The 25,097-nt window shown below is 52.5% G+C and carries 21 protein-coding genes; 13 read left to right on the top strand and 8 right to left on the bottom strand.

Going from position 1 to position 25,097, the window contains the following annotated elements; translation table 11 throughout:
* The first annotated feature begins 33 nt into the window (after positions 1–33).
* Both Q4563_RS09425 and Q4563_RS09430 read left to right on the top strand, forming a co-directional pair.
* Positions 34–1,914, top strand: a complete 1,881-nt coding sequence (locus Q4563_RS09425) for an FG-GAP repeat protein (RefSeq protein WP_303604355.1) — start codon at positions 34–36, stop codon at positions 1,912–1,914.
* 136 nt (positions 1,915–2,050) lie between these two features.
* Complete coding sequence (locus Q4563_RS09430; RefSeq protein WP_303604356.1) at positions 2,051–4,120, top strand: FG-GAP repeat protein; 2,070 nt, start codon at positions 2,051–2,053, stop codon at positions 4,118–4,120.
* A 32-nt stretch (positions 4,121–4,152) separates the two neighbouring features.
* Here the strand turns inward: Q4563_RS09430 and Q4563_RS09435 are convergent, their stop codons facing one another.
* From Q4563_RS09435 to Q4563_RS09445, 3 genes are all read right to left on the bottom strand, one after another.
* Positions 4,153–5,223 (bottom strand): hypothetical protein, encoded by a 1,071-nt coding sequence (locus Q4563_RS09435; RefSeq protein ID WP_303604357.1) that lies wholly within the window; start codon positions 5,221–5,223, stop codon positions 4,153–4,155.
* 153 nt (positions 5,224–5,376) lie between these two features.
* Entirely contained in the window at positions 5,377–5,778 is a 402-nt protein-coding gene (locus Q4563_RS09440; protein WP_215976054.1) for an SMI1/KNR4 family protein, read from the bottom strand.
* Between the two features lie 201 nt (positions 5,779–5,979).
* Entirely contained in the window at positions 5,980–6,630 is a 651-nt protein-coding gene (locus tag Q4563_RS09445) for a hypothetical protein (RefSeq protein WP_303604358.1), read from the bottom strand.
* On the opposite strand from Q4563_RS09445, the gene Q4563_RS09450 reads away from it, so the two are divergent.
* Complete coding sequence (locus tag Q4563_RS09450) at positions 6,602–7,690, top strand: CAP domain-containing protein (protein ID WP_215976056.1); 1,089 nt, start codon at positions 6,602–6,604, stop codon at positions 7,688–7,690. The two genes, Q4563_RS09445 and Q4563_RS09450, sit on opposite strands and share 29 nt — an antisense overlap.
* A 23-nt stretch (positions 7,691–7,713) precedes the next feature.
* Here Q4563_RS09450 and Q4563_RS09455 read toward each other — a convergent pair whose 3' ends face one another.
* From Q4563_RS09455 to Q4563_RS09470, 4 genes are read right to left on the bottom strand one after another with little or no spacing between them, the layout of a single operon-like run.
* Positions 7,714–10,071, bottom strand: a complete 2,358-nt coding sequence (locus tag Q4563_RS09455) for a DNA polymerase II (protein ID WP_303604359.1) — start codon at positions 10,069–10,071, stop codon at positions 7,714–7,716.
* 27 nt (positions 10,072–10,098) lie between these two features.
* Positions 10,099–11,172: a DUF2333 family protein gene (locus tag Q4563_RS09460; protein ID WP_303604360.1), complete on the bottom strand. Its 1,074-nt coding sequence runs from the start codon at positions 11,170–11,172 to the stop codon at positions 10,099–10,101.
* 17 nt (positions 11,173–11,189) lie between these two features.
* Positions 11,190–11,654: a copper chaperone PCu(A)C gene (locus tag Q4563_RS09465; RefSeq protein ID WP_215976059.1), complete on the bottom strand. Its 465-nt coding sequence runs from the start codon at positions 11,652–11,654 to the stop codon at positions 11,190–11,192.
* Between the two features lie 17 nt (positions 11,655–11,671).
* A complete protein-coding gene (locus Q4563_RS09470) occupies positions 11,672–12,379 on the bottom strand; it encodes a hypothetical protein (protein ID WP_303604361.1) in 708 nt (235 codons plus the stop codon).
* 158 nt (positions 12,380–12,537) lie between these two features.
* On the opposite strand from Q4563_RS09470, the gene Q4563_RS09475 reads away from it, so the two are divergent.
* The 10 genes from Q4563_RS09475 (at position 12,538) to purD (ending at position 23,988) form a co-directional block, all read left to right on the top strand.
* Positions 12,538–14,313, top strand: a complete 1,776-nt coding sequence (locus tag Q4563_RS09475; RefSeq protein ID WP_303604362.1) for a protein-disulfide reductase DsbD family protein — start codon at positions 12,538–12,540, stop codon at positions 14,311–14,313.
* Positions 14,314–14,627: 314 nt separating this feature from the next.
* Positions 14,628–15,068, top strand: a complete 441-nt coding sequence (gene aroQ, locus Q4563_RS09480; protein WP_215976061.1) for a type II 3-dehydroquinate dehydratase — start codon at positions 14,628–14,630, stop codon at positions 15,066–15,068.
* 41 nt (positions 15,069–15,109) lie between these two features.
* Positions 15,110–15,574 carry an acetyl-CoA carboxylase biotin carboxyl carrier protein gene (gene accB, locus Q4563_RS09485; protein WP_215976062.1) on the top strand — a complete coding sequence of 155 codons (465 nt, stop codon included), beginning with the start codon at positions 15,110–15,112 and terminating at the stop codon, positions 15,572–15,574.
* Between the two features lie 83 nt (positions 15,575–15,657).
* Positions 15,658–17,001 carry an acetyl-CoA carboxylase biotin carboxylase subunit gene (gene accC, locus Q4563_RS09490; protein ID WP_215976063.1) on the top strand — a complete coding sequence of 448 codons (1,344 nt, stop codon included), beginning with the start codon at positions 15,658–15,660 and terminating at the stop codon, positions 16,999–17,001.
* A gap of 42 nt (positions 17,002–17,043) precedes the next feature.
* Positions 17,044–17,925 carry a 50S ribosomal protein L11 methyltransferase gene (gene prmA, locus Q4563_RS09495; protein ID WP_215976064.1) on the top strand — a complete coding sequence of 294 codons (882 nt, stop codon included), beginning with the start codon at positions 17,044–17,046 and terminating at the stop codon, positions 17,923–17,925.
* 62 nt (positions 17,926–17,987) lie between these two features.
* Positions 17,988–19,355: a DUF3426 domain-containing protein gene (locus Q4563_RS09500; RefSeq protein ID WP_303604363.1), complete on the top strand. Its 1,368-nt coding sequence runs from the start codon at positions 17,988–17,990 to the stop codon at positions 19,353–19,355.
* Between the two features lie 170 nt (positions 19,356–19,525).
* Positions 19,526–20,515, top strand: coding sequence for a tRNA dihydrouridine synthase DusB (gene dusB / locus Q4563_RS09505; protein WP_442903750.1), 990 nt, complete (start codon positions 19,526–19,528; stop codon positions 20,513–20,515).
* The gene (fis, locus tag Q4563_RS09510) at positions 20,512–20,811 is read left to right on the top strand and encodes a DNA-binding transcriptional regulator Fis (RefSeq protein ID WP_215976066.1); all 300 of its coding nucleotides are present in this window, start codon (positions 20,512–20,514) and stop codon (positions 20,809–20,811) included. The genes dusB and fis overlap by 4 nt, the downstream gene beginning before the upstream one ends.
* A gap of 170 nt (positions 20,812–20,981) precedes the next feature.
* Complete coding sequence (purH, locus tag Q4563_RS09515; RefSeq protein ID WP_303604365.1) at positions 20,982–22,559, top strand: bifunctional phosphoribosylaminoimidazolecarboxamide formyltransferase/IMP cyclohydrolase; 1,578 nt, start codon at positions 20,982–20,984, stop codon at positions 22,557–22,559.
* Positions 22,560–22,692: 133 nt separating this feature from the next.
* Complete coding sequence (gene purD, locus Q4563_RS09520; RefSeq protein WP_303604366.1) at positions 22,693–23,988, top strand: phosphoribosylamine--glycine ligase; 1,296 nt, start codon at positions 22,693–22,695, stop codon at positions 23,986–23,988.
* Positions 23,989–24,157: 169 nt separating this feature from the next.
* On the opposite strand, the gene Q4563_RS09525 is transcribed toward purD, so the two are convergent.
* Positions 24,158–24,820 (bottom strand): TorF family putative porin, encoded by a 663-nt coding sequence (locus tag Q4563_RS09525; RefSeq protein WP_303604367.1) that lies wholly within the window; start codon positions 24,818–24,820, stop codon positions 24,158–24,160.
* Between the last annotated feature and the right edge of the window lie 277 nt (positions 24,821–25,097).

A 25,097-nucleotide genomic window follows, 5' to 3' on the forward strand; every position in this document is an offset into this window, starting at 1 on the left:
TAAACCTGACCTAATGACTTTATGGAGAAGGATATGGCTGACTTACTGACCTCAAAAGTCGCACCTTGGATAATAGCCGGTATTGCGACCTCACTCACAGCCTGTGGTGGCAGTGACAGCACCAATAAAACCGCGCAAGAGCCCCCAGCCGCGCCGCAATTAACCTCTGAGGTGGCAGTAAAAAAACTCACTTTAAATTGGGAGTCCACCTCTAACACCGATTACTACCGAGTATATGCCAATAAAGATGGTAACTCTGGCTTCGAGGCCATCAGTAACGAGCTCACTAGCACATCCTTTTCTCACCCACTGGCTGCACATTTAACAAACTGGCATGACGGCCTATATTTGGTTGAAGCATGCAACAGCGATGGCTGCACTGAATCTAATTCAGTATCCCTGCAAGATCAAATTACACAGGCGATAGGTTATTTAAAACCTGGCGAAGCGCAAAATGAAGGGTTATTTGGCTTTGCCGTAACCCTATCTGGCGATGGCGCAACCGCAGCGGTCGGTATGCCCAACTTAAATAATGGCGACAATGAAGAAGCCGGAGCGACCTTCATTTACACGCTGTCCGATAGCGGCTGGCAATTGCAGCAGCGAATTGACAACCCCGCCACCGACGGTGGCGAGGGTGACTTATTCGGTTACACGCTAGCCTTGTCCGAAAACGGCAACACCTTAGCCGTTGGCGCTCCCTTTGAAGACAGCTCAGGCACGGGCCTCAACAGCGACATCAATGACAACGACAAAGAAAATTCAGGTGCTGTGTACACCTTTAACCGCAGTGCCGATTCGGATACATGGCAACAGCAACATTATATTAAAGCCGATAATGCGGACAGCAAAGATTATTTTGGCTTGCGGGTGGCACTGAATAACAGCGGCAGTGCTCTAGCGGTATCGGCCCCCTATGAGGCCAGCAACGCCGACGGTATCAACGGCGATCAAACCGACAACAGTATTAAGCTCGCCGGCGCAGTGTATGTTTACCAGCAAGACAACGCCAACTGGATCTTCGATGCCTATATAAAACCGCCACTTGGCTCCGAAAGAGAAATACCGTGTTTTAGTCCTCGCCCCCCAGGTATCATCTGTAACGATGCAACACCCGCTCGGTTTGGTTATAGCTTGGCATTTGCCAATGACGGGGGCATGCTGGCCATTGGCTCACCGGGCGATAACGCCTCCGGTACTGGGATAGGCGCCGATCCGACTGACATTACAGCCAAAAACTCAGGCGCGGTGCACATTCTTACCAATGGCGACAGCGGATGGGGCTACAGCGCCTACATTAAATCGCTAAATACAGAAGAGGAAGATGAATTTGGCTACTCCCTCAGTCTTTCTCGTTCAGGCAATCTTTTAGCTGTTGGTGCCCCGAGGGAGGATGCCACAGTCACGGGCATTACCAGCGGCTCACTCGGAGACGAGTTTTTTGAAGGCTCCAGCCCGGAATTAGGTGAAGAGGACTCCGGGGCGGTCTATCTGTACGCGTTTGACGGCACCCAGTGGAGCCCATCCACTTATATCAAGGCGGAAAACGCTGACGAAATGGACTTATTTGGCTGGTCAGTATCGCTCAGTGCCTCCGGTGATACGCTCGCTGTCGGCGCGCCGCGGGATGACTCTGAGGGGGCTGGTATTGGCGAGCTATGGGACAGCGTCGGAGCACCCGCATCAGGCAGTGTTTTTGTCTACACCACACAGGATGAGCAGTGGCAACTAACCAACTATCTCAAAGCGCCCAATACCAATGCCAATGATACTTTCGGCCGCTCGATTGCTCTGTCTGGCGATGGCCAGACGCTAATAGGCGCCGCCACCGGCGAGGACAGCACGGCAACTGATATCGACGGTGATCAAAGTAACAATAGCGGTGACAATGTTGGTGCGGTCTACCTCTACTAGCCCAGCATCCCCCGTAATACTTTATTGCGGGGGAATTCTTCCCTCTTCTCGTGGTCTTAGGCCGGTATAGCGTTGACACGCGAGGCCAACGCAGACAGAATCCCCCGCTTACCTTCAATTTCAGGAATCGAGCTGCATGAGAGACGAGTTTTTCACCCCCACCAAATACACAAGTGTCACGACAAGCCTACTACTTTGTCTGGCGCTAACCGGTTGCGGCAGTGACAGCGACGACTCAGAAACCTCATCCAGCGCGTCCAGTAGCACAACGACCTCGTCCAGCTCCTCAGTTTCATCCAGTGTTTCGAGTAGCAGTGTAGCCGCCTGGCCCGGCATTAATATTGAAGGGGCTGCGGCCAAAACGCTGCGTATACACTGGGACGCCGTCGAGAACGCCGCTTTTTACCGGGTATACAAAGACCCGGACGGCAACAGCGGTTACACCCAAGTAGGAGCTGACACCACCGCGCCCGAACTGTTTGATACTGTCAGCGTTCATTTGCACGACTGGGCCAATGCACGCTATATGGTCGAGGCTTGCGTCAGTGCTAACGACTGCACTAACTCTGACCAATCTATTGCCATCAATGCCATGGCCGACAGTATTGGCTACGCAAAAGCGTCTAATACAGAAGCCGGCGACTGGTTCGGCTGGGATGTCGCCTTGTCCGCTGACGGCATGACTCTGGCGGTTAGTGCCACCCAAGAGGACTCAGTCAGCCGCGGTATTAATGGCGACCAAAATAACGACAACAACGTATCTACCGGTGCTGTTTATGTTTTCAATTTATCCGATGCGGGTTGGTCCCAACAGGCCTATATTAAAGCTTCAAATACTGAACAACAGCGCTCATTGGAAGATGATAGCGGCAACCAGCTCGATTTTTATATTACTCAAGATCGCTTTGGCTACTCCATTGACCTCTCCGATGATGGCAATACGCTAGCGGTGAGCGCTATTCGTGAAGACAGTAACGCACGCGGCATAAACGGCGAGCAGGATAACAATTCTGCTACAGATGCCGGGGCGGTTTACCTGTTTGAGCGCTCCCAAGCCACGTGGGTACAGTCGGCTTATATTAAGGCGTCCAACACCCCAGAGGAGGAGAGCAGTTCATCTTCCAGTGAAAGCTCAGCCTCCAATACCAGCAGCTCCAGCTCCAGCGAGTACTCCGACACCACCGGAGACCGCTTTGGCAACGCGGTAAAGTTGTCGGGTGACGGCACCACTCTGGCGGTAGCCGCCCTCTATGAAGCCAGTGCCTTGGGCGGAATCAACGGAGATGAGAGCGACAATACCTTACCCCAAGCGGGTGCGGTCTATGTATTCAGCAAAACCGACGGCAACTGGACTCAGCAAGCTTTTGTCAAAGCAGAAACACCCGTGGCAGGCGACCGATTTGGCTCCAGCATTGCGCTGTCGCAAGCGGGCGATGTACTGGCAGTGGGCGCCATCGGTGAAGACAGCGCCGCTACCGGCATTAACCAAGAGCCCCCCGAAGACACTATTGCATCTTCCTCGGGGGCGGTCTATGTCTTCCGCCGCAGTGATACAACCTGGGCGCAAGAGGCCTACCTCAAAAGCACATTTACCTACACCAGCCAGTTTCTGGGCTCAGCTCTAGCCATATCGGCGGATGGCAACACCTTGGCCGCCGCGGCCCCGGGTGATGGCAGCCGTGCCACCGGTATTGATGGCGACCCGGAAGACTACGCCGAGTTGGTAGACCTCAGCGATGGAGAGACACAGCCAGATACAGCCTACAAATCCGGCGCGGTACACGTGTTTAGCTACCAGGGTGACAGCTGGAGTCAAACGGCTTACCTCAAGGCCAGCCACCCCGATGCTTACGACGAGTTTGGCCACGACCTGGCCATGACCGCCGATGGGCAATACTTAGCGGTCAGCGCACACCTTGAAGACAGCCAGGCCACCGGCATTGAGGGCGATGCGGCCGACAACAGCGTCACGAACAGCGGCGCGGTTTATCTCTTTAAACGCACTGACACCAGCTGGCAGCAAGCCCGCTACATTAAGGGGAAAACTGCCGAGTCGAACGATCGTTGGGGCGACTCACTGGCGATGGACGGCATAAGCGCCACGCTCGCGATTGCAAGCATTCGCGAAGACAGTGCCGCAACAGGTGTCGACGGTGATGCTGCCGATAACAGTGCACCCGATTCAGGGGCAGTACTGCTGTATTAAATGGCAACAGGCCCCGCAACGCGGGGCCTAACCTACACCGCCAAATTCACCTGCTGTACCGCCCCCACACTGCCGTCTTCACGCAGGTAAATACTTGTACTGGCAACTTCTCCCAAGGTTTGATTATCGGTACCTTTAAGGCTAAATGGCGAGGTAACATGGCCCAAATAAATAGCTCCGACGCCGGCTTGTCCCAGCGCCATTAATTGCTCAGTGCCATCGTCAAATCGCCGCCAGATTCGCAATTTATCGTAAATCGCATCACCCTCGTCGATAAATCCATTTGCGTCCGCGTCAAATTCAGCCAGCTCTCTAAACCCCTGGCCGCTACTCGGCCCAAACAGCTCACCACCATGATTAATCTTGCCGTCTTGATTGCGATCTAAGGCGAGATAGCCACTGCCGGCATGCAAGCTGGCAATTTGCTCCCGAGTACCATTATTGTCGAGATCAAATGCAAAACGCTGATCACTCAATTGTGCTCCCAAGCCATCAAAATTAATCACTAAAGGATCAATTAAAGCAGCACTACCAGCGCGTACGGTCACTGACTCGCGCCGTATATAGTCGCGCTGCATGGTGAGTACAGCTTCAATATTGATGGTTCGCCCTTCCCGTGTGGTCACTTCACCGGTGGCACGAAACTGCAGATTGGCAGACTCCTGGGTGAGCTGCGTTCTCTGGTAGATCATGCCAAACTGGGCGCTTTGTGTATCGGCTACACGAGGGGCAACGATGGGAATCTCGAGGGTGAAAGTGGCTCCAGGCTGAGTCAGCTCGGGCAAACTGAGAGTCATCTCTCGGCCGGTCGCTTGCCGGTAAAGCTGCTCGACAACCAGAATTTGTAATTGATCTTGAGCGGTTAGGGGCCTGTTTGTAAAGGATAGTTCTTGACGCTCCAGCCGCAGCAAGGCTCCAGCTCGGGATAAATCAGGCGGGGAGGCAGGTAAAGGTGAGCTTGCAGAAATGGCTGATGGATTCGGTATTCGCTCGGGGGCCTTGCCAGGACTGGCAAAGTGCAGAGCAAAATGTTCCTGAGTCTCAACCCGAGTGCGAGCACTATGGCTCGCCTCAAGCTGCAGATTGGCATCGCGAATATACATGGCTGATCTCGACGGCAGCTACACCTAGCAGGCGGTTAAAAAACCATTATCTACTCAGGCTTTCGACCGGGATATGCGCCGCGTTAAGATCAATTTATTCTAAGAGTACCTCTAGCAGGCTGCTAGAGGTAACTTGGTTAACCGTTGCTATGACTAACTTTCCAGCCAAACCTCTCGAGCCCAATCCCAAACGCAGGGCCAACGCTCATCGGTTAAGTCGCCATCGCGCCAAAAAACCACTTCACCTTCGGGCTCAACGCAGTAATAGTGCCCGTTAGCTTCGCACAGTGGTACCAAATGACGCGGCACGCCATTGGCCCAAGCTTGCGCTGCCACCTCAGGCAAATAGGTGTGTGAATAAGGGTCGGCCGCGGTTACCGGCTCGATGGAGCCGTAAACCACATCGCTGGCATGAAGCAAAAATTGACGCATTTCCCGCGGAATAGGCAGGAGAATCTCCTCCTCTACCGTCACCAAAGTCTCTTCCTCGGGCAACTCTAAAGGTACCGGAACGGACTCGGCGCTGCTTTTAAGCTCGTCTATGACCTCTTCCATCGATTTTTCATACTCACAAAAATAGGGCCGTCTAGACTACCCCTGAGCTTCCAATGTGACAAGCCCCTTAGCCAATTATCCCCGCTGGATATAACGCCATATTAAATAGATTGTCGCATTTCACACCCTGCCAGCGAACTTTGAAATGATGCTTTAGTTTTGAGCCGAGACGTACTAATCTGAATCAATAGACTCTGAGGCTTAAAAGGTATTGATCACAATGAAAAACATCGCCGGTATCGGCCTATTGCTACTGCTCAGCGCTTGTGGCGGTGCACAGGATGAGGGTGACGACTCCCCCTCTGCCTCATCGACTCCTGTAACCAGCTCATCCAGTGTTGCCTCTGTCATTTCCTCTAGCAGCCTAGGTAGCTCTTCCAGCCCAGTGGTCTCCAGCAGCAGTGTTAGTTCGACGGCCAATTCCACACCAAACCCACCTCCGAGTTCGAGCGCCAGCTCAACGCCCAGCTCTGCCAGCGCCTCTAGCACGTCGAATCTCTCGAGTAGCAGCTCGACAAATACCGCTGTGCCTAGCAGCTCAAGCTCCGCAGGCAGCGAGCCTGCCTCATCCAGCGCTAGCAGTGCGCCGATCTCCAGTAGCTCATCGAGCAGTATTGCCTCCAGTAACTCCAGCAATTCGTCATCGAGCGCGCAAAGCTCTAGCAGCAGTAGTGACGTTTCCAGCTCCAGCAATTCATCATCAAGCTCAAACAGTTCTTCCAGCCCCAGTAGTTCGTCTTTAAGCTCAGCCAGCTCCAGCTCCATTTCCAGCTTGGCAGCCGTAGCAAGTCTCGCTACTGATGCCAGCTCAGCAGCGGTAACCGTGGAGTGGGAAAATGTCGCTGGCGCCACTGGCTACAATATTTTTTGGGCCCGCGAGCCCTATATTGCCAGTGATAATATTGGCGCCTATACCGGAGGCGACTGGGAAGAAGACGTTAGTTCACCCCATAATGTGACCGGACTAACCAACAATTCAACCTACTACTTTGTGGTCACAGCCACCACCGACTCGCTGGAATCGGACGACAGCGCCGAAGTCTCAGCAACACCGCGCACCAGCAGCCAAAGAAATGCCTTTACCGCCCAAGAAGTGCTAATGGTAGAGCTCATTAACCGCGCTCGATTTGACCCGCAGGCTGAGGCCGATCGCTATGGCATCGACCTTAACGATGACTTAGCCCCGGGAACAATAAGCCCCGACCAGAAACAGCCCCTGGCATTCAACACCGATTTGATGCACGCCGCACGCGACCACAGTCAGTGGATGCTTAATGCCGACACCTTCTCCCACACCGGTGAAAGTGGTAGTAGCGCCACCCAAAGAATGAACGCCGCGGGCTACAATTTTTCTGGCAGCTGGCGCTCGGGGGAGAATATCGCCGTCAGTGGCACCAGTGGCACGAGCATTAATTTAACCCAGCAAATCACCTTCCACCACGAGGGTAGAAACCCTCCGACTAACACCGGGCTCTTTCAATCCGCATACCATCGGGAAAACATCCTTAGGCCTGAATTTCGCGAGGTTGGCACCGGGCAAATGGTGGGTACTTTTGACTTTAGTGGTACCGGTGAAGATTGGTATTTATCGTCCATGATGACGCAAAATTTTGCCAAATCGGGCAATAACTATTTTGTTACCGGTGTCGTTTACAATGACAGCGACGGCGATTCTTTTTACGATGTGGGTGAAGGCTTGGATAATATTGACGTAGATGTCAGCGGAGATGATGAAACCACCACCAGCACGGGTGCCTATAGCATTGCCAAAAGCGATGGTTCCTATACCGTCACAGTTACCGGTACTGGCATTCCCGGCGGCAGCGTCTCGGACACTATCGAAATTGACGGAGCCAACATTAAGTTTGATGTTATCGTCGACGGTGCCAATGCAACTATCAACACTTGGTAATAGCCTATCCGTGAATCTAGTGCTCAGCCAAACAGAGACAACTGCTGATCGGTAATAGCCGCCATAGAATCATCGAGAAAGTAAAGAATGGCATCGGCCACCGGTGCCAATTGCCGCTCGCGGTAGTGGTCGTAATCAATCGGGTGGTGTCTGGCACTGACCGGCTCCGCCCCTTGGGTGGTAATCACATAGCGAATCCAATCGCCACGTTGCACGGTTTCACCGGTCCATTCTTTTAACTTGCGCGCGGCCTGCACATGGGGGGGAATATTCTTTTCATATTCATTAAGACGTCGGCGCAGTCGTTTACGATAAACCAACTGTTCATCCAGTTCACCGGCCATTAATGCTTGCTGTGTGTTCACTACCAGATCTTTGTAGGGCTTGGCTAAAAAAATATTTTCGTACAGCTGGGTTTGAAACTTGCGCGCTAACTCAGTCCAATCGGTGCGCACCGACTCCAAGCCTTTAAACACTAACGTTTGCTGTCCGCTCTCCGCGACCATTCCGGCATAACGCTTTTTACTGCCTTCCTCCGAACCGCGAATCGTAGGCATTAGAAACTTTTTATAATGGGTTTCAAACTCAATTTCTAACGCGGTTTGCAATTTGAAATCTGCCAATAAAAGGTCTTGCCACCATTGATTTAACCCCTCGGCCAAAGTATGTCCAATTTTCCGAGCCGCGTCATCGGTCAATTCGGACTCGTTTGTAGCCAGCCAAACAAATACCGAGTCGGTATCACCATAAATCACCTGATACCCCTGAGATTCAATCCATTGCTTACTGCGCTGAATAATCTCATGCCCTCTCAAAGTGATGGAGCTGGCAACCCGTGGATCAAAAAAACGACACCCACTGGAGCCCAAGACACCATAGAAAGAATTCATAATGATTTTAATGGCATAGGACAGCGGAAGATCAGCAGATTTTTTAGCCTCATCCCGTGCCTGCCATAAGGTTTCAATCATACTGGGCAAAATAGCGCACTGGCGATCAAACTCAGCGCCATTAAAACCGGGGACGGTATCTTTACCTTTATATTGAGTTTGCTGAGTAGACCAAAAAGCGCAGGGGTCGATAAAAAACGTTCGGATAATGCTCGGGTACAGACTTTTAAAATCCAAGACCAAAACATGATCGTATAGCCCAGGATTGGAATCCATTACATAACCGCCGGGACTGACAATGTCTGTGTGCAACTCACCTAAATTGGGGGCAATGTAACCCTGCCGGTGCAGCCTCGGCAGGTAGCTGTATTCAAAAGCGGCTACCGATCCACCCACCCGATCCAGCAACAAACCGGTCAGTTGGCTGCGTGCAACAGCAAATGCAAGCAGTTGCTGTTGCACAAAGATGTCCCACACCAGCTCGCAGTCTTTGATGTTATAACGCGCGAGCTGCAATTTATCTTGCTCAAATAAACGGGTAATATCTTCACCGCGACCGGCGCCGTGCAATAACTTGCCCTCACCCAAAAGCTGGCTGGCGACAAAATCCAAGCTAAAGCTTTCAAACTGATAGTTGGCAGCTTTTAACAAGTCAATGCCATCGAGCATTACCCGCCCGGGAACACTGATAAAGCGCCGCCCTCCTTCGCCTTTCTCTTCGCGCCAGTACACGCGCCCGCCACCTCGCGCCAAACGCAGCTCAATTTTTAAGCGCTTGGCAATGTTATGCAGCACCCACAAATCAAACTGAATAACATTCCAGCCAATTAAAGCATCTGGGTCTTCGCGCGCAAGCCAGTTTAAAAAAGCCTCAAGGCACGCTCTTTCGCTGTCACAAACCACCACATCGACCCCAGACTTCAGCACATGGGTTGTGGAGTAAGAAGCCACCATAAAAACGCATTGGGTTTGATCGGACCAGACACCAATTGAATACAGCGACTGGGCATCCATCGAGGTTTCTATATCAATCGAGGCCATCCGCAAGCTCGGGTGATATTGTGTCGGCATCAGGCGCGGGTTAACCAGCTTGGTAGCTGACTCACCCGATGCATCAATACAAGCACTGGCATTGATAAAGCGCTCCATAAGAAAACGCTCAGGCGGGCGTATATCGGCCTCCCAACAAGGAATGGCATGAGAAGTTAGGCGCTTTTCAGCTTCGCGAGCCAGGCTTACCGTACGAAAATACAGAGCCGCAACCGGTTTGCCATCGCGATTTTTTAAAGCCACGCTTTTGCTGTGCCAACCGGTCAGCGTGGCGAGAATTTGGCGGGCCGACTGCAGTTTATGCTCAGGAATAAAAAACACCGCCTCTTGCGCGGTGTGACGGGTTTGTAGTGGCCCGGTATCGGTGGACCACCACAAATCTAACTCCAAACCACGGTGGGTGTCGCGCCAGTGACGAGTTAATAAAAATGCGTTGTGCACACGCTACCTCTATTTGGCCCCAGGCACTTATCCTTGAGCCAGAAGTTCGCGCAAATCGATAATCGCCGCATTGGCACGTGAAATATAAGACGCCATCACCAGTGAGTGGTTAGCCCATAAACCAAAACCACTACCATTTAAAATCATGGGGCTGTGAATGCGGTGCTGAGTCGCTTCGAGCTCGCGAATAATTTGACGCAAGCTTACCAGGGCATTTTTCTTTTCCAGCACATCGGCAAAATCGTGCTCCACTGCCCGCAAAAAGTGAATCAGCGCCCAGGCCGAGCCTCTCGCCTCAAAATAAATATCATCGATTTCCAACCAGGGCGTTTTCACAAAGTCATCACCCGGCGCGGGGGTAGCCTGGCTGGCGACCGAGTCACCAGCCAAGTCGGTATTAATACGCTGCTGGCCAACACTGGCGCTTAAGCGTTGAGATAAATTGCCAAGTCGTGTTTCAACGGTCGAAAGCCAATACCGTAAATTATCCGCTCGCGCGAAAAACTGGGCGTTTTTATCGGCTGGGTCTGCCAGACGTTGCAAATAGCGATTTAAATGGGTAATACCTTCACGGTATTGTTTTTCAGTGGCCGGGAATAACCAGCTGTCATTATTAAAATTAAAACGCGATTCGGCCGTGGCTAAATTTTCATCTTCTAACGATTGCGATTGTGAGCGACTGAAGGCCTCACGCATTGCTTTACTCATATCCCGCACTTGTATGATCACGCCATACTCCCAGTGAGGCATATTATCCAGCCACAAGCTGGGCGGAGTGACATCGTTACTTAGGTAGCCGCCAGGTTTGTTCAGCAAGGTATCGGCTACAGTAATTAAACTTACCGTGGTAGCCGCGCCCACTACCGACTTGCGTTCATACTCAACTAAGGCCGCCTCGGTCCGAGCCGATACATTAAACAGTGTCGGGGTAAAACTCCAATAACAACCCAACACCACCAACGCTAAACCAAGTAAAACGATAGGAAGCAGCAGCCAACCCCAGCGTGCCGTCGACTCGGAATCTCCGCTGTCACCATAAGCTTGTGCTTTCTTTCGATGAGTAATGTTATGCCAACCTTGTTTAATTTTTTCCAGCGCCATAAGGCCTCCGTTGTGCGTTAGTGATGGTGAGAGTGACGGTGCTCGCCGCCATCAAACACACTTTTTACCGGCAATGTTATCAACTGGGTAGATTCATCACTAAAAGTCAGCTGCAATTGCACATCTTCTCCAGTGCGAATCGTGGTATTCCAATCCAACAGCATAAGATGCCAACCACCCGGGGCCAAAGTGACCGATGCATTGGCAGGTAGGGGCAAGGACTCTTCGCGTCGCATTTTCATTAAACCATTTTCGTGCCGATGAGAATGTACTTCCACCCGCGAGGCGCACTGGCACTGAATAGAGCTCAGCTCTATATCGTTCGCAGTTGCGTTATGAATCTGCATAAAAGCGGCGGCTTTTGTTTGCCCGGGCACAGGTAAACGTACATGCCCGTCGCTGACCTGCAGCGGAGATTGAGCCAAAACTGGCAGTGTCATAGACACCCCCAGCAACACACCTAACCAAAGCTTTAATGTCACACTTAACTCCTTATGAATTACAAAGGGGGCAATAGCTCAATTCGAGCCGGTGCCCCCACTTGAATATCGCCGCGCAATAAATAGCCGGGAACCGCTTTACGCATGGTCTGGTACACCCACCGCCCCTGACCGTCTGAGCCGGTGACAATAAGCACCATATGGTTATGCTCTTTTGCCGTTTGCGCCAAGTGCGCCAGTTGCTGCTTAATTTCATCTGTTCGCTTGGCCAACGCTGTGGTGCTCAGTCGGTGAGCGTTCTGCGCTTCAAGGCGCGGTTCGGGCTTCGCCAAAGCCTCGCGCTGCTGATCGACCAACGATTGAACCGCTGCATTATCCGGTAATACACCAGAGGCACGATCCAGATACGCTTGCGCCTTGTCAAAATAGCTGCGCTGAGCCGCATTGCGAGCCATGTCTAAATAGCGCAAAACAATGGCCTGCATACCCAGCTTTGCCTCGCTGTTATTCGGCTCCAGCGCTAACACCGAGCTGTAACGGTCGTAGGCATTATCGTAGCCGGGCATCATTAGGCGATCACGAGAAAGGGCTCGCTCCGCCCCATACAAGAGGTCGGCGATATACCGCTCGCGCTTTTGCGCTTCTGTCAGCTGTGGCTTGGGCTCTGGAGCTGGCCGGTCGACTGGCTCAGGTGGCGAGGTTGCACACCCGGCTAAAGCGGCGCACAACATCCAGCCCCACACTAGCGTTTTCTTAACTGTAAACATACCTCTCCCCAATTCAACAACCTGCCACCGACCAGTTTATCGTGATAGCGAAAGCATGAGCAATCGGGAACTCATCACTGAGGCCAAAGTCTCAAAGTAATTGTAAAGATCAGGCATAATCGCCAAAATACCCCCACACTCTCAAGCGTTGACACACCATGCCCAAATTGCACCGCCTGTTATTACTTCTGATTATTGCCATTTGCACCCTGCCAATGGCCGTAAACGCGAAAAACTCCGCCAGCCTTATACCCGGCACCAATGCCGAGTCGTCACCGGTTCAAAATACAAATTATCTGACTGACGATGCACCGCAGGAGTTTTTAGAGGTCACCGAGGCCTATCTCCTCTCAACCTGGGTCAGAGACGGCAACCTCATTATTCACTGGGACATTGAGCCCGGCTACTACTTGTACCAAGAGCAATTCCAGCTTATACGCAGTGATGGCACCCAGCTTACCCCTATATTCTCAAGCAGCATCGAGAAGTTCGATGAGTATTTTGAGAAAAATATGGCCGTTCACTACGGACAAGCCACACTAACGGTCGCTCTGCCCGCCTCTGAAGCGCCGTTTAACCTCAAAATTCGCTCGCAAGGCTGCGCCGATGCAGGTTTATGCTACCCACCCTACGATGACTTCTTAACCATCGACCCGGCTCGCGAGTTAACCGAAAGTATCGACCGCGAAACCTTTGAACAACACCAGGCGGCGACGGCCACCATCAATAAAGACTCCGGCATGTTAATGACTGCCTTAATCTTCGCCCTACTTGGCGGGGTTATTCTCAACCTAATGCCTTGTGTATTCCCGGTGCTATCGATCAAGGTGCTCAGCCTTACTCACGCCGACCGCTCCCGTCTGCCCCTCCACGGCTGGGCCTACACTCTGGGCATTGTGACCTGCTTTGTTGGCTTTGCCGCCGCTCTGTTGATTGCCAAAGCTGGTGGTGAGGCGATTGGCTGGGGGTTTCAATTGCAATCTCCTCTATTAGTGGCAGCACTGGCTTACCTGTTTTTACTGATGGGGCTCGTACTATCGGGATTTTTGAATTTTGGTAATCGCTGGATGGGCCTCGGACAAAACCTGACGGAGAGTGGCGGACTGAGCGGCTCCTTTTTTACCGGCATTTTGGCCGCGGTTGTCGCCAGCCCGTGTACAGCTCCCTTTATGGGGGTCGCACTGGGCTACGCCCTCACTCAACCAGCGGCAGCAGCGCTGGCAGTGTTTGTCGCCCTAGGGCTGGGCATGGCACTGCCCTTATTGCTACTGTGCTACTTCCCCTACTTTATTCAGCACCTGCCTCAGCCCGGCCGCTGGATGGACGTACTTAAACAGGCACTTGCTTTTCCACTGTACCTAACGGCCGTTTGGCTGCTCTGGGTATTGGGCCGCCAATTAGACAGCGATGCCATCGCTCTATTAATGCTGGGTTTGGTTTGCTTTGCCTTTGGCCTCTGGCTACGTCAGTACCGGCCAGAGCAACCCTTGTGGCGAGGCCTAATTCTGCTGACCAGCACACTATCGCTGTGCGCGGCGCTGCTGATTCCCTATCTGGGTCTAACCCGCCAAGCGGAGCCTTCGCGCTGGGAAGCTTACAGCGACCAAAGGTTACAAGAGCTGCGCGATCAAGGACGCCCCGTCTTCGTGAACTTTACCGCCGATTGGTGCATAACCTGTTTGGCCAACGAACGTATTACCCTCGACACTCAAGAAATTGAAGAAGCCTTTGAGCGATTAGACATCGCTACCTTAAAAGGCGACTGGACCAATAGGGACCCAGAAATCACCCGCGTACTCGAATCCTACAGCCGCAGCGGTGTCCCCTTGTATCTGTGGTTCTCTCCCAACAGCTCAGGCCCTGGGGAAATACTGCCACAACTGTTACGTAAAGAGCATCTGCGGGAAAAGTTTTCGCCACTTACAGACAAATAGCGACATTTTTTACGATGTTAGTGGAAAAATCTGCGAGTTTTGCTAACTTAACGGCTAACTTGAAGGAAATGGCAGCGAATATGTATCGAACGTGTCATTTTAACTTCACCTCAGCAGCGGGCAGCATGTTTTAGAGCGAGTAAAAGTCCTTAAAAAACCGCAAACGTGTAGCCATTGTCGGCGAAGTAGAGAAAAAGCGGCTTTTACATGGACAGCGCGAAGATTTTGCGGCACACTCGCGGCCTGTACCTGCATTAACGCAGACCAACAAACCGATTGACTTGGCAAACACTGTTCAAACGAGGGATTAAAGCATGGCGAGCATATTAGTGCTGCACGGCCCAAACCTGAACTTATTGGGCACGCGTGAACCCGCTCACTATGGCGCCGATACACTGGACGACATCAATGGCGCCCTGACTGAGCAGTGTCGCAATGACGGCCACCATTTGATGTGCCTGCAAAGCAATGCCGAGTACGAACTGATTGAACGCATTCACGATGCGCGCACTGAAGGGGTTGATTTCATTATCATCAACCCGGCCGCCTTCACGCACACCAGTGTCGCCCTGCGCGATGCACTTTTGGGAGTTGCCATCCCTTTTATCGAGGTGCACCTGTCCAATGTGTACAAACGTGAAGCATTCCGCCATAAATCCTATTTTTCTGATATAGCCGAGGGCGTTATTTGCGGCCTTGGCCCTAAGGGCTACCAACTAGCACTGTCGGCAGCTCTTTCGCATTTAAGCGAATAAACTAACTATTAAAGTAACACCCGAAATAAAGAGAGGGTCCAATGGACATTCGTAAAATTAAAAAACTGATCGAACTTCTGGAAGAATCCGATATCGGCGAACTGGAAATTAAAGAGGGCGAAGAGTCTGTGCGCATTAGCCGCAACTCAGGCCAAGTAGCCTTTAACGCTCCAGCCTACGCCCCTATGCAGGCGCCTGTCGCGCCCGCCCCTGCGCCAGCCGCGCCAGTACCTGCCACCGAGAGCGCCAGCGAAGCGGATAACACCCCCACCGGCCACCTGGTGAAATCACCCATGGTCGGCACCTTTTACCGCTCACCTAGCCCCGGCTCACCGACTTTTATCGAAGTAGGCAAGCACGTTAAAGCGGGCGACGTTATCTGCATCATCGAAGCGATGAAAATGATGAACCAGATTGAAGCCGACAAGTCTGGCGTGATCGAAGCCATCCTCGTAGATGACGGTGAACCCGTAGAATTCGACCAACCTCTAGTGACCATTGTATAAATATTTATCTGCCACTAACGCATGCTTTACGCCCAATGGCTAAAGCACTAATAACGTGCTGACAGATTTCGAGGAATTGGTTTATGTTTGAAAAAGTCCTGATCGCCAATCGCGGCGAGATTGCGCTTCGTATTCTACGCGCCTGTAAAGAAATGGGCATTAAGACGGTGGCCGTCCACTCCCAGGTGGACCGCGATTTAAAACACGTGCGCCTGGCGGATGAGTCCGTATGCATAGGCCCCAACCCGTCGCCGCAAAGCTACTTAAACATTCCGGCCATTATCAGCGCCATGGAAGTGACCGATTCCATTGCGGTACACCCAGGCTATGGTTTCTTAGCAGAGAATGCTGATTTTGCCGAGCAAGTGCAAAAAAGTGGCTTTGTATTTATTGGCCCAGATCCAAACGTTATTCGCACCATGGGTGACAAGGTGGCTGCCATTGCCGCCATGAAAAAGGCAGGCGTCCCTACTGTGCCCGGCTCCGACGGCCCGCTGCCAACCGACGATCGCGACACTTGCCAAGAAATTGCGCGTCGTATCGGCTACCCCATTATTATCAAAGCAGCCGCCGGTGGTGGTGGTCGCGGCATGCGAGTCGTCCATACCGAAGCGTCCTTGATGAGCTCGATACACATCACCCAAAGCGAAGCCAAAGGCGCCTTTGGTGACGACACTGTGTACATGGAAAAATTTCTACAAAATCCACGACACGTAGAAATACAAGTGCTGTCCGACGGACAAGGTAACGCCATCCATTTGGGCGACCGCGATTGTTCGCTCCAGCGCCGCCACCAAAAAGTCCTGGAAGAAGCGCCAGCACCGGGCATACCCGAAGATGTGCGTGAATCCACCGCTCAATCATGCGTACAAGCGTGTATTGATATCGGCTATAAAGGCGCGGGTACTTTTGAATTTCTCTACGAAGACGGCAACTACTACTTTATTGAAATGAACACTCGTGTTCAGGTTGAACACCCGGTAACCGAAATGGTCACTGGTGTCGACATTATTAAAGAGCAAATTCGCGTCTGCGCAGGCGAGAAATTATCGCTAACTCAAGATGACATTGTCATTCGCGGCCACGCCTTCGAGTGTCGTATCAACGCCGAAGACCCAAAAACCTTTATGCCCTGCCCCGGCACGATCAAGAATTACCACGCTCCAGGCGGATTTGGCGTACGCGTTGATTCACACCTGTACAGTGGTTACACCGTACCGCCAAACTACGACTCCATGATCGCCAAAGTGATTACCCATGGTGAAGACCGCGAGATTGCCCTCAACCGGATGCGCAACGCATTGGAAGAGACCGTGATCGACGGAATCCGCACCAACATTCCTTTGCAGCAACGACTGGTGCGTGACACGGCCTTTCGCGAAGGTGGTGTCAATATTCACTACCTTGAAAAAAAGCTGGAAAACTAATCTAACGCCCGGCGCCAGCCGGGCCATCAGTGCAAACATTCTATGCCTTGGCTGCAACTAAAACTGACTGCAAACAGAGCCGACACCGCCGCCATTGAGGACGCCTTAATGGCATGCGGTGCCGTCTCCGTCACCCTAGAAGACAACGCCGACCAACCTATTTTGGAACCGGCCTTGGGGGAAACCCCTCTGTGGGATCAGGTGAAAATCACCGGCTTGTACGAAGCGGGTATCGACACCCAGAGCACAGGTCGCGAGCTGCAACAACAGCTCGGGCACTCCCTGAGTCATCTACAGTGGGAGCAACTAGAAGACAAAGACTGGGAGCGAGAGTGGATGAGCAACTTCCACCCTATTTGCTGCGGCGAACGCCTCTGGATTTGCCCCAGCTGGTGCGAACCACCCGAGCCCGACAAGATCAATATCCTGCTCGACCCCGGCCTCGCCTTCGGCACTGGCACTCACCCCACAACCTTTTTGTGTATGCAGTGGCTCGACCAGCAAAACTTGACCGATCTTGAACTAATCGACTTTGGCTGTGGTTCGGGTATTTTGGGTATTGCGGCTCTCAAGCTTGGTGCTCGACATGTGGTCGGGGTGGATATTGACCCTCAAGCGCTACTAGCCACGGCCGACAACGCCGAGCGCAACGGACTTGCCGACACCGCCATGCCTGTTTATCTACCGCAAAAAGCGCCGGGAAACAGCGCCGATATCGTTCTGGCCAATATTTTAGCCGGCCCACTGGCAGAGCTCGCCTCAGAGCTGACCCAACTCACCCGGCCCGGCGGCAAAATCTGCCTATCGGGTATACTGAACACACAAGCACAAGCTGTTATGGACGCCTATACTGAACACTTTGAATTTGAACCCATTGCACAAAAGGAAGAATGGGTTCGACTGGTAGGCCAAAAAAAACAGTAATATAGTGGCTAGTCCGCTTTAAAACCGACAAACCGACACCCATAAAGGACGCAAAACGCCCAATGGCCGAGATGGTGACCCGCTGCCCAGAATGCAGCACATCTTTTCGCATTACCCAAGCGCAAATCCAAAAAGCGCGTGGTGCGGTTCGTTGCGGCTCTTGTTTGCATATTTTTAATGCGCAAAAACATTTGGTGGACGGCAAACCAACGGCGGCGAAAAAAGCCAGCGCCAAAACAGTCAAAACCAAAAAACAGCCCGCACCTCAGCAAGAACACTTAGACATCACTCCGCCTGAGCCACCACAACCAACAACCAAGCAGGCGACCCCCTCAACTGGGCTGGCCTTCGACCAAGAGCAAATCAATCGCGAAAGCGAGCTGGACGATAACCAGCTGATTAGCGACAACATGGATGCCGAAGACACCGAAGATGAAGAGATGTTCTTTATCGAAGAGAAAAAGTCTGGCCATTCGCTGTTTGACCGTAAACTGGACGACAAGCCAGACGATTTTATCGATGATACCGACGAGTCCTGGGCAGAGAACTTACTCGAAAGCGACCCAGAGCCTCGCTCCTCGGCCCAATCAACCTTTGACTCACCCCTGAGTATTGTCGGCGACGAACACCTCGATGACCAACCGCTGGACGCCGCCAACGCCATCAGTCAAATCAAGGGCGAACCACCTACTGACGATGCCCCGCTAACCGAAGATGAGACCGATGAGGACGCCTGGCAGAGCGAAACTATAACCGGCGACGACTCGCTGGACGGCACCCAGTCATCCGAGCCCTCGCAACATCAAGCGCCACCTCCACCTAAATTTCACTTAACCCGTGAAGAAGAGCCGGACGACAACTTCAACGAAATGCTCAGCGCCTTTGACTCCAATCGCAGCAGTATGTTGTACAACATTGACCCCGAGCCCGTGGAAATGGCTGGGGCCAGCGCCCGACACTGGAAAAAACAATTGCTGTGGAGCAGCGCTATCGTACTCGCCCTGCTAACCTTGTTTGCACAAGTCGCCTGGCTGCAATTCGACCGCTTCAGCCGACAAGAACCATACCGCGCCTACTACAGTAGCGCCTGTGAACTACTGGGCTGCCAACTGCCGGCAATGAGCGACCATAAAAGCATTCGCACGTTTAATTTAGTGGTGCGTAACCACCCCGATGTCCCTCGCGCACTGGTAGTGGATGCCATTGTACTCAACGGCGCCACATACAATCAGGCTTACCCCAACTTGCAGCTTACATTTACCGACATCAACAACAAGCCTGTAGCGTCCAGAATCTTCAAGCCGCAAGAATATTTAAAAGGTGAACTATCAGGCAGCAAGATTATGCCTAAAAACCAACCTATCCACCTATCTTTAGAACTGGCCGATCCGGGTGAGGCGGCGGTAAACTATCGACTAGAGATTCAATAATCCCCCCATAAGTCAAGGATTATTTAGGTTAAAAAAAGCCCAATCTGTGTAATTTCTGCGTTCCCAACCGCGCCACAAAAAGGTATCATAGCTCCCCCTTTTTGGCCGGCCATGTCGGTATAGAAGCGACCAAATCAGCATTCAAGTAACAGTCGGCTAGGTAATTGACAGTGTTTCAAATTGGCCCTTATCAAATCGACTCCAAAGTCATTTTAGCCCCTATGGCTGGTGTGACGGACCGACCTTTTCGCCAGCTCTGCCGGCGCATGGGAGCGGGACTGGTTATTTCAGAAATGGTCACCTCTGACACCAGTTTGTGGCACAGCCGCAAAAGTAAAATGAGACTCGACCACAAAGGGGAAGTGGGTCCAATTTCGGTACAAATTGCCGGCGGTGACCCACAGATGATGGCCGATGCCGCGCGTTTAAACGTGATCAACGGCGCACAAATCATCGATATAAATATGGGATGCCCGGCAAAAAAGGTTTGTAAAAAAGCCGCGGGTTCAGCGCTACTACAGAACGAAAAATTAGTGGGGGATATTCTCGAGGCAGTCGTAAGCGCTGTCGAGGTGCCTGTCACACTGAAAATACGCACAGGCTGGAGCCCGGAGCAACGCAATGCCCGTCGCATTGCCGATATTGCTCAAAACGCAGGCATCGCCGCTTTAGCGATTCATGGTCGGACCCGAGCCTGTCGCTTCGAAGGCAATGCCGAGTACGACACTATAGCGGATGTTGTCGCACACAGTCGCATACCTGTGTTTTGCAATGGCGATATCGACAGTGCCGACAAGGCCGATCAGGTATTGCGCCACACCGGGGCCCAAGCGGTCATGATTGGCCGCGCCGCACAGGGGCGCCCTTGGATTTTTCGGCAAATAGACCATTACTTACGTACAGGTCAACATTTGCCGGAGCCGTCTTTGATTGAAATCAGAGATATTCTGTTAAGCCATCTCACCGAGTTGGCAAATTTTTACGGCCCAGTTATGGGGCCGCGAATAGCACGCAAACACCTGGGCTGGTACCTAAAAACACTGGCCGACACAGGAGATTTTCGAGCCAATTTTAACCAATTGGCAACGCCACAAGATCAACATGCCAGCGTTCGACAATACTTCGAACCGCTGATAGAACGAGAGGAAAAAGCGGCATGAACTCAGCAGAAACATTTATTACTGATGCGCCTATCACACCCCAAGAACAGGTTGCACAACCCGCCCAGGGACAATCCCTGCGCGGCAGCGTTGAACAGGCAATGGAAAATTACTTCCAGCACCTGGACGGCCAATCGGTTAGCAATGTCTACGACATGGTAATGGCCGAAGTCGAAGCGCCGCTTTTAGAAGTTGTACTTAAATACACCCGCCACAACCAAACTCGCGCCGCTCAAGTATTGGGGTTAAACCGTGGCACTTTGCGCAAAAAACTCAAGCAGTACGGCCTACTGTAAGCGTTGCGTACAACGAAAATTTTGGGATTGGGGTGGTTTTTACCACCCCTTTTATTTTAACCGGACTGATTGCTCAAGCTTAACTGGACCTGTGCGTCTTAACAGACACCAACCCAACGACCTCCAGCCTAACAGAACAACAGCCCACACTTAACGGGATGCGTAGCTCCATGACCCACCCTACCGACCTCGCACCGGTAAAACGTGCACTCATTAGTGTTTCCGACAAAACCGGCATAGTCGAATTTGCCACCGCACTGCACCAGCAAGGTGTTGAAATTTTATCCACGGGCGGCACTTTTCGTCTATTAAAAGACAACGCCATTCCCGCCGTGGAAGTCTCTGACTACACCGGCTTTCCGGAAATGATGGATGGCCGGGTAAAAACCTTGCACCCCAAAGTACACGGCGGCATTTTGGCCCGTCGCGGTCAGGACGACGCCGTCATGCAAGAGCACGGCATCGGCGGCATCGACATGGTTGTGGTCAACCTATACCCGTTTGAGAACACCGTTGCCAACCCCGATTGCTCGCTGGCCGACGCCATTGAAAATATCGATATCGGCGGCCCCACCATGGTTCGCGCCGCAGCGAAAAATCATGCCCACGTCAACATTGTGGTCAACGCCTCCGATTACGCAACAGTGCTGAGTGAGCTCGCCGCCAACAACGGCTCGACCACTTATAAAACACGCTTCGACTTGGCGATTAAAGCCTATGAGCACACCGCCGCCTACGACGGTGCCATCGCCAACTACTTCGGCCGTATGGTCGAAGGTGGTAATGAAAACTTTCCACGCACTTTCAATAGCCAATTCCAGCAGGTACAAACCCTGCGCTACGGTGAAAACTCGCATCAAAAAAGCGCGTTCTTTGTCGAGAAAAATCCAGCCCCCGGCACCATTGCCACCGCAAAGCAATTGCAGGGCAAAGAGCTTTCTTACAACAATATCGCCGATACCGACGCCGCACTGGAAACCGTCAAACTGTTTGACGCGCCCACCTGCGTCATCGTCAAGCACGCCAACCCTTGCGGTGTGGCCAGCGCCGATAATTTATTAGCCGCCTATCAGCGCGCTTTCGACACCGACCCAGAATCTTCTTTCGGTGGCATTATCGCCTTTAACCGCCCACTGGATGCAGCCACGGCGAAAGCCATTGTCGACAAACAATTTGTCGAAGTGATTATTGCCCCCAGCATTGCCCGCGAAGCGGTTGAAGTCGTTAGCGCCAAAAAGAACGTGCGCCTGCTTGAATGTGGCGAATGGGGCGCTGCGCCGAGCGACTTTGATTACAAACGCGTCGCCGGTGGCCTGCTGGTACAAGACCGCGACAATGGCACCGTTACCGCAGCCGATTTAAAAGTCGTCACCAAACAGGTGCCCACTGAAGAGCAAATGCTCGACCTGTTGTTCACCTGGAAAGTTGCCAAAATGGTGAAGTCCAACGCTATTGTCTACGGTAAAGACGGCGCCACTGTGGGCGTCGGTGCCGGCCAAATGAGCCGCGTCAACTCCGCCCGTATTGCCGGCATTAAAGCCGAGCACGCCGGGCTGGCCGTGCCTGGCTCAGTGATGGCTTCCGATGCCTTCTTCCCATTTCGCGACGGAATCGACAACGCCGCTGCGGCCGGAATTGCTGCGGTGATTCAACCCGGCGGCTCCATGCGCGATGAAGAAGTGATTGCTGCGGCGGACGAGCACGGCATCGCCATGGTCTTTACCAGCATGCGTCATTTCCGGCATTAAAGACACAGGACGCTGAATGCGGCACGCAAAACGCAGCGTTCAGCGTTCAGCGTTCAGCGTTCAGCGTTCAGCGTTCAGCGTTCAGCGATAGCATAACCACCCTTTCAGAGACTCAAAGTAACGGCATAAGTTTATGAACATTCTTATCATTGGCGGCGGTGGCCGCGAACACGCTCTGGCCTGGAAAGCGGCCCAAAGCAAACGAGTGGATACCGTTTTTCTCGCCCCCGGCAACGCCGGTACCGCACTGGACGATAAACTTAAAAACGTCGACATCGGTGTCAGCGACTTTGCCAAACTCGCCGACTTTGCCAAGGCTGAGCAGTGCGAGCTCACCATTGTTGGCCCGGAAGTCCCCCTGGTGGAAGGCGTGGTCGACTTTTTTGCCGAGCGCGGTTTGACCTGTTTTGGCCCCAGTAAAGGCGCAGCTCAATTAGAGGGTTCGAAGGCATTTACCAAAGACTTTCTCGAACGCCAAAATATTCCCACCGCCGACTACCAAAACTTTACCGAAGTGGAGCCAGCGTTGGCTTACTTACGCGAGAAAGGCGCACCCATCGTGGTGAAGGCCGACGGTCTAGCCGCGGGTAAAGGTGTTATTGTCGCCGAGACTCTTGAGCAAGCCGAAGAAGCTGTCAAAGACATGCTGTCGGGCAACGCCTTTGGCGATGCCGGTTGCCGCGTAGTGATCGAAGAGTTTCTGACCGGTGAAGAAGCCAGCTTTATTGTGATGGTGGACGGCGATAATATTCTGCCGATGGCCACCAGCCAAGACCACAAGCGCGCGGGTGAAGGCGATACCGGCCCCAACACTGGCGGCATGGGTGCCTACTCACCGGCACCGGTGGTGACCGACGCGGTGCATCAGCGCATTATGGATGAAGTGATTCGCCCCACCGTCGAAGGCATGAAGGCCGAAGGCAATCGCTACACGGGCTTTTTATATGCCGGCCTAATGATTGACGACGAAGGCACTCCCAAAGTCATCGAATACAACTGCCGCTTTGGCGACCCGGAAACTCAGCCCATAATGCTGCGTTTAAAATCTGATTTGGTCGAGCTGTGTTTAGCGGCTACCCGCGGGGAACTGGATAAAGCCACTGCCGAGTGGGATGAGCGCGCCAGTGTCGGCGTAGTGCTCGCGGCCGGCGGCTACCCAGGCGCCTACAACAAGGGCGATGTCATCAGCGGCCTACCCACTACCGAAGTCGACGGCGAAAAGGTTTTCCATGCCGGCACCGCCGACAAAGACGGAGCCATCGTGACCAACGGCGGTCGCGTGCTTTGCGCTACCGCGCTCGGCAATACTGTCAGCGAAGCTCAGGCGCGCGCCTACCAATTGGCCGATAAAATCCAATGGAAAGACGTCTCTCTGCGCCGTGACATTGCCTATCGCGCCATTGCTCGCGAACAAGCGGCAAAGTCATAGACAAAAAGTAGAGTCGCAAGCAGTAAAGCAACTCTCAAGCGGGCGCTATGCCCGCTTTTTTTTGACCGCTCACATCTCGCACAAAAAAAAAGGGGCAAACCTATGGTTTGCCCCTAACGCTTCATGCTCGCTGTTTAATCTGTCAGCGAAACAGAGTTCTAAGACTGACTTAGAATTCGATTGGCAGGCTCAGAGACAAGATAAACTTAGTATCGTCATCAAAAGTACCGTCTACATCATCAACCACTTGGCCAATGGTGAAGCTCACGTTATCGTTGAACGAGTAGCCTAGGTCAACATGGGCTAGGTCGTCTTCGTGCAAACCGTAAGTCACGCTGAATTTGTCAAAAGTAGCACCAATGGTGGTGTACCAGTAATCTTCCAAATCTTCCAGGCCGTGGTAGTAGGTCACTGCCACAGGACCAAATCCTAAAGACACAACCGCTTCGGTTGAATCACCGATATCTGGTGAAGTGTCGTCGCCAGTTACAGGATCAGTAGCACTTGGGTAGTTGTAGTTCCACAGGCTTACGTCGTAAGTAAAGCTGCCCGCTTCACCGCCGTAACCCACAAATAAGTCATATTCTTGGCCGCCTGATGCATCACCAGAAGAACCCCAGATGCCGCCATAGAAGCCACCAGCGCTAACACTCAGGTCACCAGAAATTGCTGGATCGCCATTACCTAAGTCCAGACCACGCCAGTAGTACATATTGGCTGCGCCTACCGATGCTGACACTTCGGCTGCACTGGCGGTTGGTACAGCAGCACTCAGGGCAATAGCAGTAGCGGCAACAGCACTGGCCAATACTTTTTTGTTAATCATCTTCATGAAATCTTCCTCTAGTTTCTAATGGCAGTAACGAATATGTTGTTTTGTTAGCTGTCTCGATTAGCACACCGAACAAGCTTGCTGACGTTATAGCGAAGACCGCGCCAACTTATTAAATTCCAATGTTTTCAGCAACATAGAGAGAATTTAACAAAATATTCAATTCTTTCATCTGCGTCAGAGCACCAAAGACGTGCATTTATAATCGCCAAACATTGCAGGTCGCACCAAATTGAAACACCCGATTTCAATAGGTAAAATACAATCAAATAAGCGC

The organism is Gilvimarinus sp. 1_MG-2023 (assembly GCF_030548285.1).

Bases quoted from the DNA above. Each gene is read 5' to 3' on its own strand.
- Q4563_RS09425 (WP_303604355.1), top strand. From the start codon at position 34: ATGGCTGACTTACTGACCTCAAAAGTCGCACCTTGGATAATAGCCGGT.
- Q4563_RS09430 (WP_303604356.1), top strand. From the start codon at position 2,051: ATGAGAGACGAGTTTTTCACCCCCACCAAATACACAAGTGTCACGACA.
- Q4563_RS09435 (WP_303604357.1), bottom strand. From the start codon at position 5,223: ATGTATATTCGCGATGCCAATCTGCAGCTTGAGGCGAGCCATAGTGCT.
- Q4563_RS09440 (WP_215976054.1), bottom strand. From the start codon at position 5,778: ATGGAAGAGGTCATAGACGAGCTTAAAAGCAGCGCCGAGTCCGTTCCG.
- Q4563_RS09460 (WP_303604360.1), bottom strand. From the start codon at position 11,172: ATGGCGCTGGAAAAAATTAAACAAGGTTGGCATAACATTACTCATCGA.
- Q4563_RS09470 (WP_303604361.1), bottom strand. From the start codon at position 12,379: ATGTTTACAGTTAAGAAAACGCTAGTGTGGGGCTGGATGTTGTGCGCC.
- Q4563_RS09475 (WP_303604362.1), top strand. From the start codon at position 12,538: ATGCCCAAATTGCACCGCCTGTTATTACTTCTGATTATTGCCATTTGC.
- aroQ (WP_215976061.1), top strand. From the start codon at position 14,628: ATGGCGAGCATATTAGTGCTGCACGGCCCAAACCTGAACTTATTGGGC.
- accB (WP_215976062.1), top strand. From the start codon at position 15,110: ATGGACATTCGTAAAATTAAAAAACTGATCGAACTTCTGGAAGAATCC.
- accC (WP_215976063.1), top strand. From the start codon at position 15,658: ATGTTTGAAAAAGTCCTGATCGCCAATCGCGGCGAGATTGCGCTTCGT.
- prmA (WP_215976064.1), top strand. From the start codon at position 17,044: ATGCCTTGGCTGCAACTAAAACTGACTGCAAACAGAGCCGACACCGCC.
- Q4563_RS09500 (WP_303604363.1), top strand. From the start codon at position 17,988: ATGGCCGAGATGGTGACCCGCTGCCCAGAATGCAGCACATCTTTTCGC.
- fis (WP_215976066.1), top strand. From the start codon at position 20,512: ATGAACTCAGCAGAAACATTTATTACTGATGCGCCTATCACACCCCAA.
- purH (WP_303604365.1), top strand. From the start codon at position 20,982: ATGACCCACCCTACCGACCTCGCACCGGTAAAACGTGCACTCATTAGT.
- purD (WP_303604366.1), top strand. From the start codon at position 22,693: ATGAACATTCTTATCATTGGCGGCGGTGGCCGCGAACACGCTCTGGCC.
- Q4563_RS09525 (WP_303604367.1), bottom strand. From the start codon at position 24,820: ATGAAGATGATTAACAAAAAAGTATTGGCCAGTGCTGTTGCCGCTACT.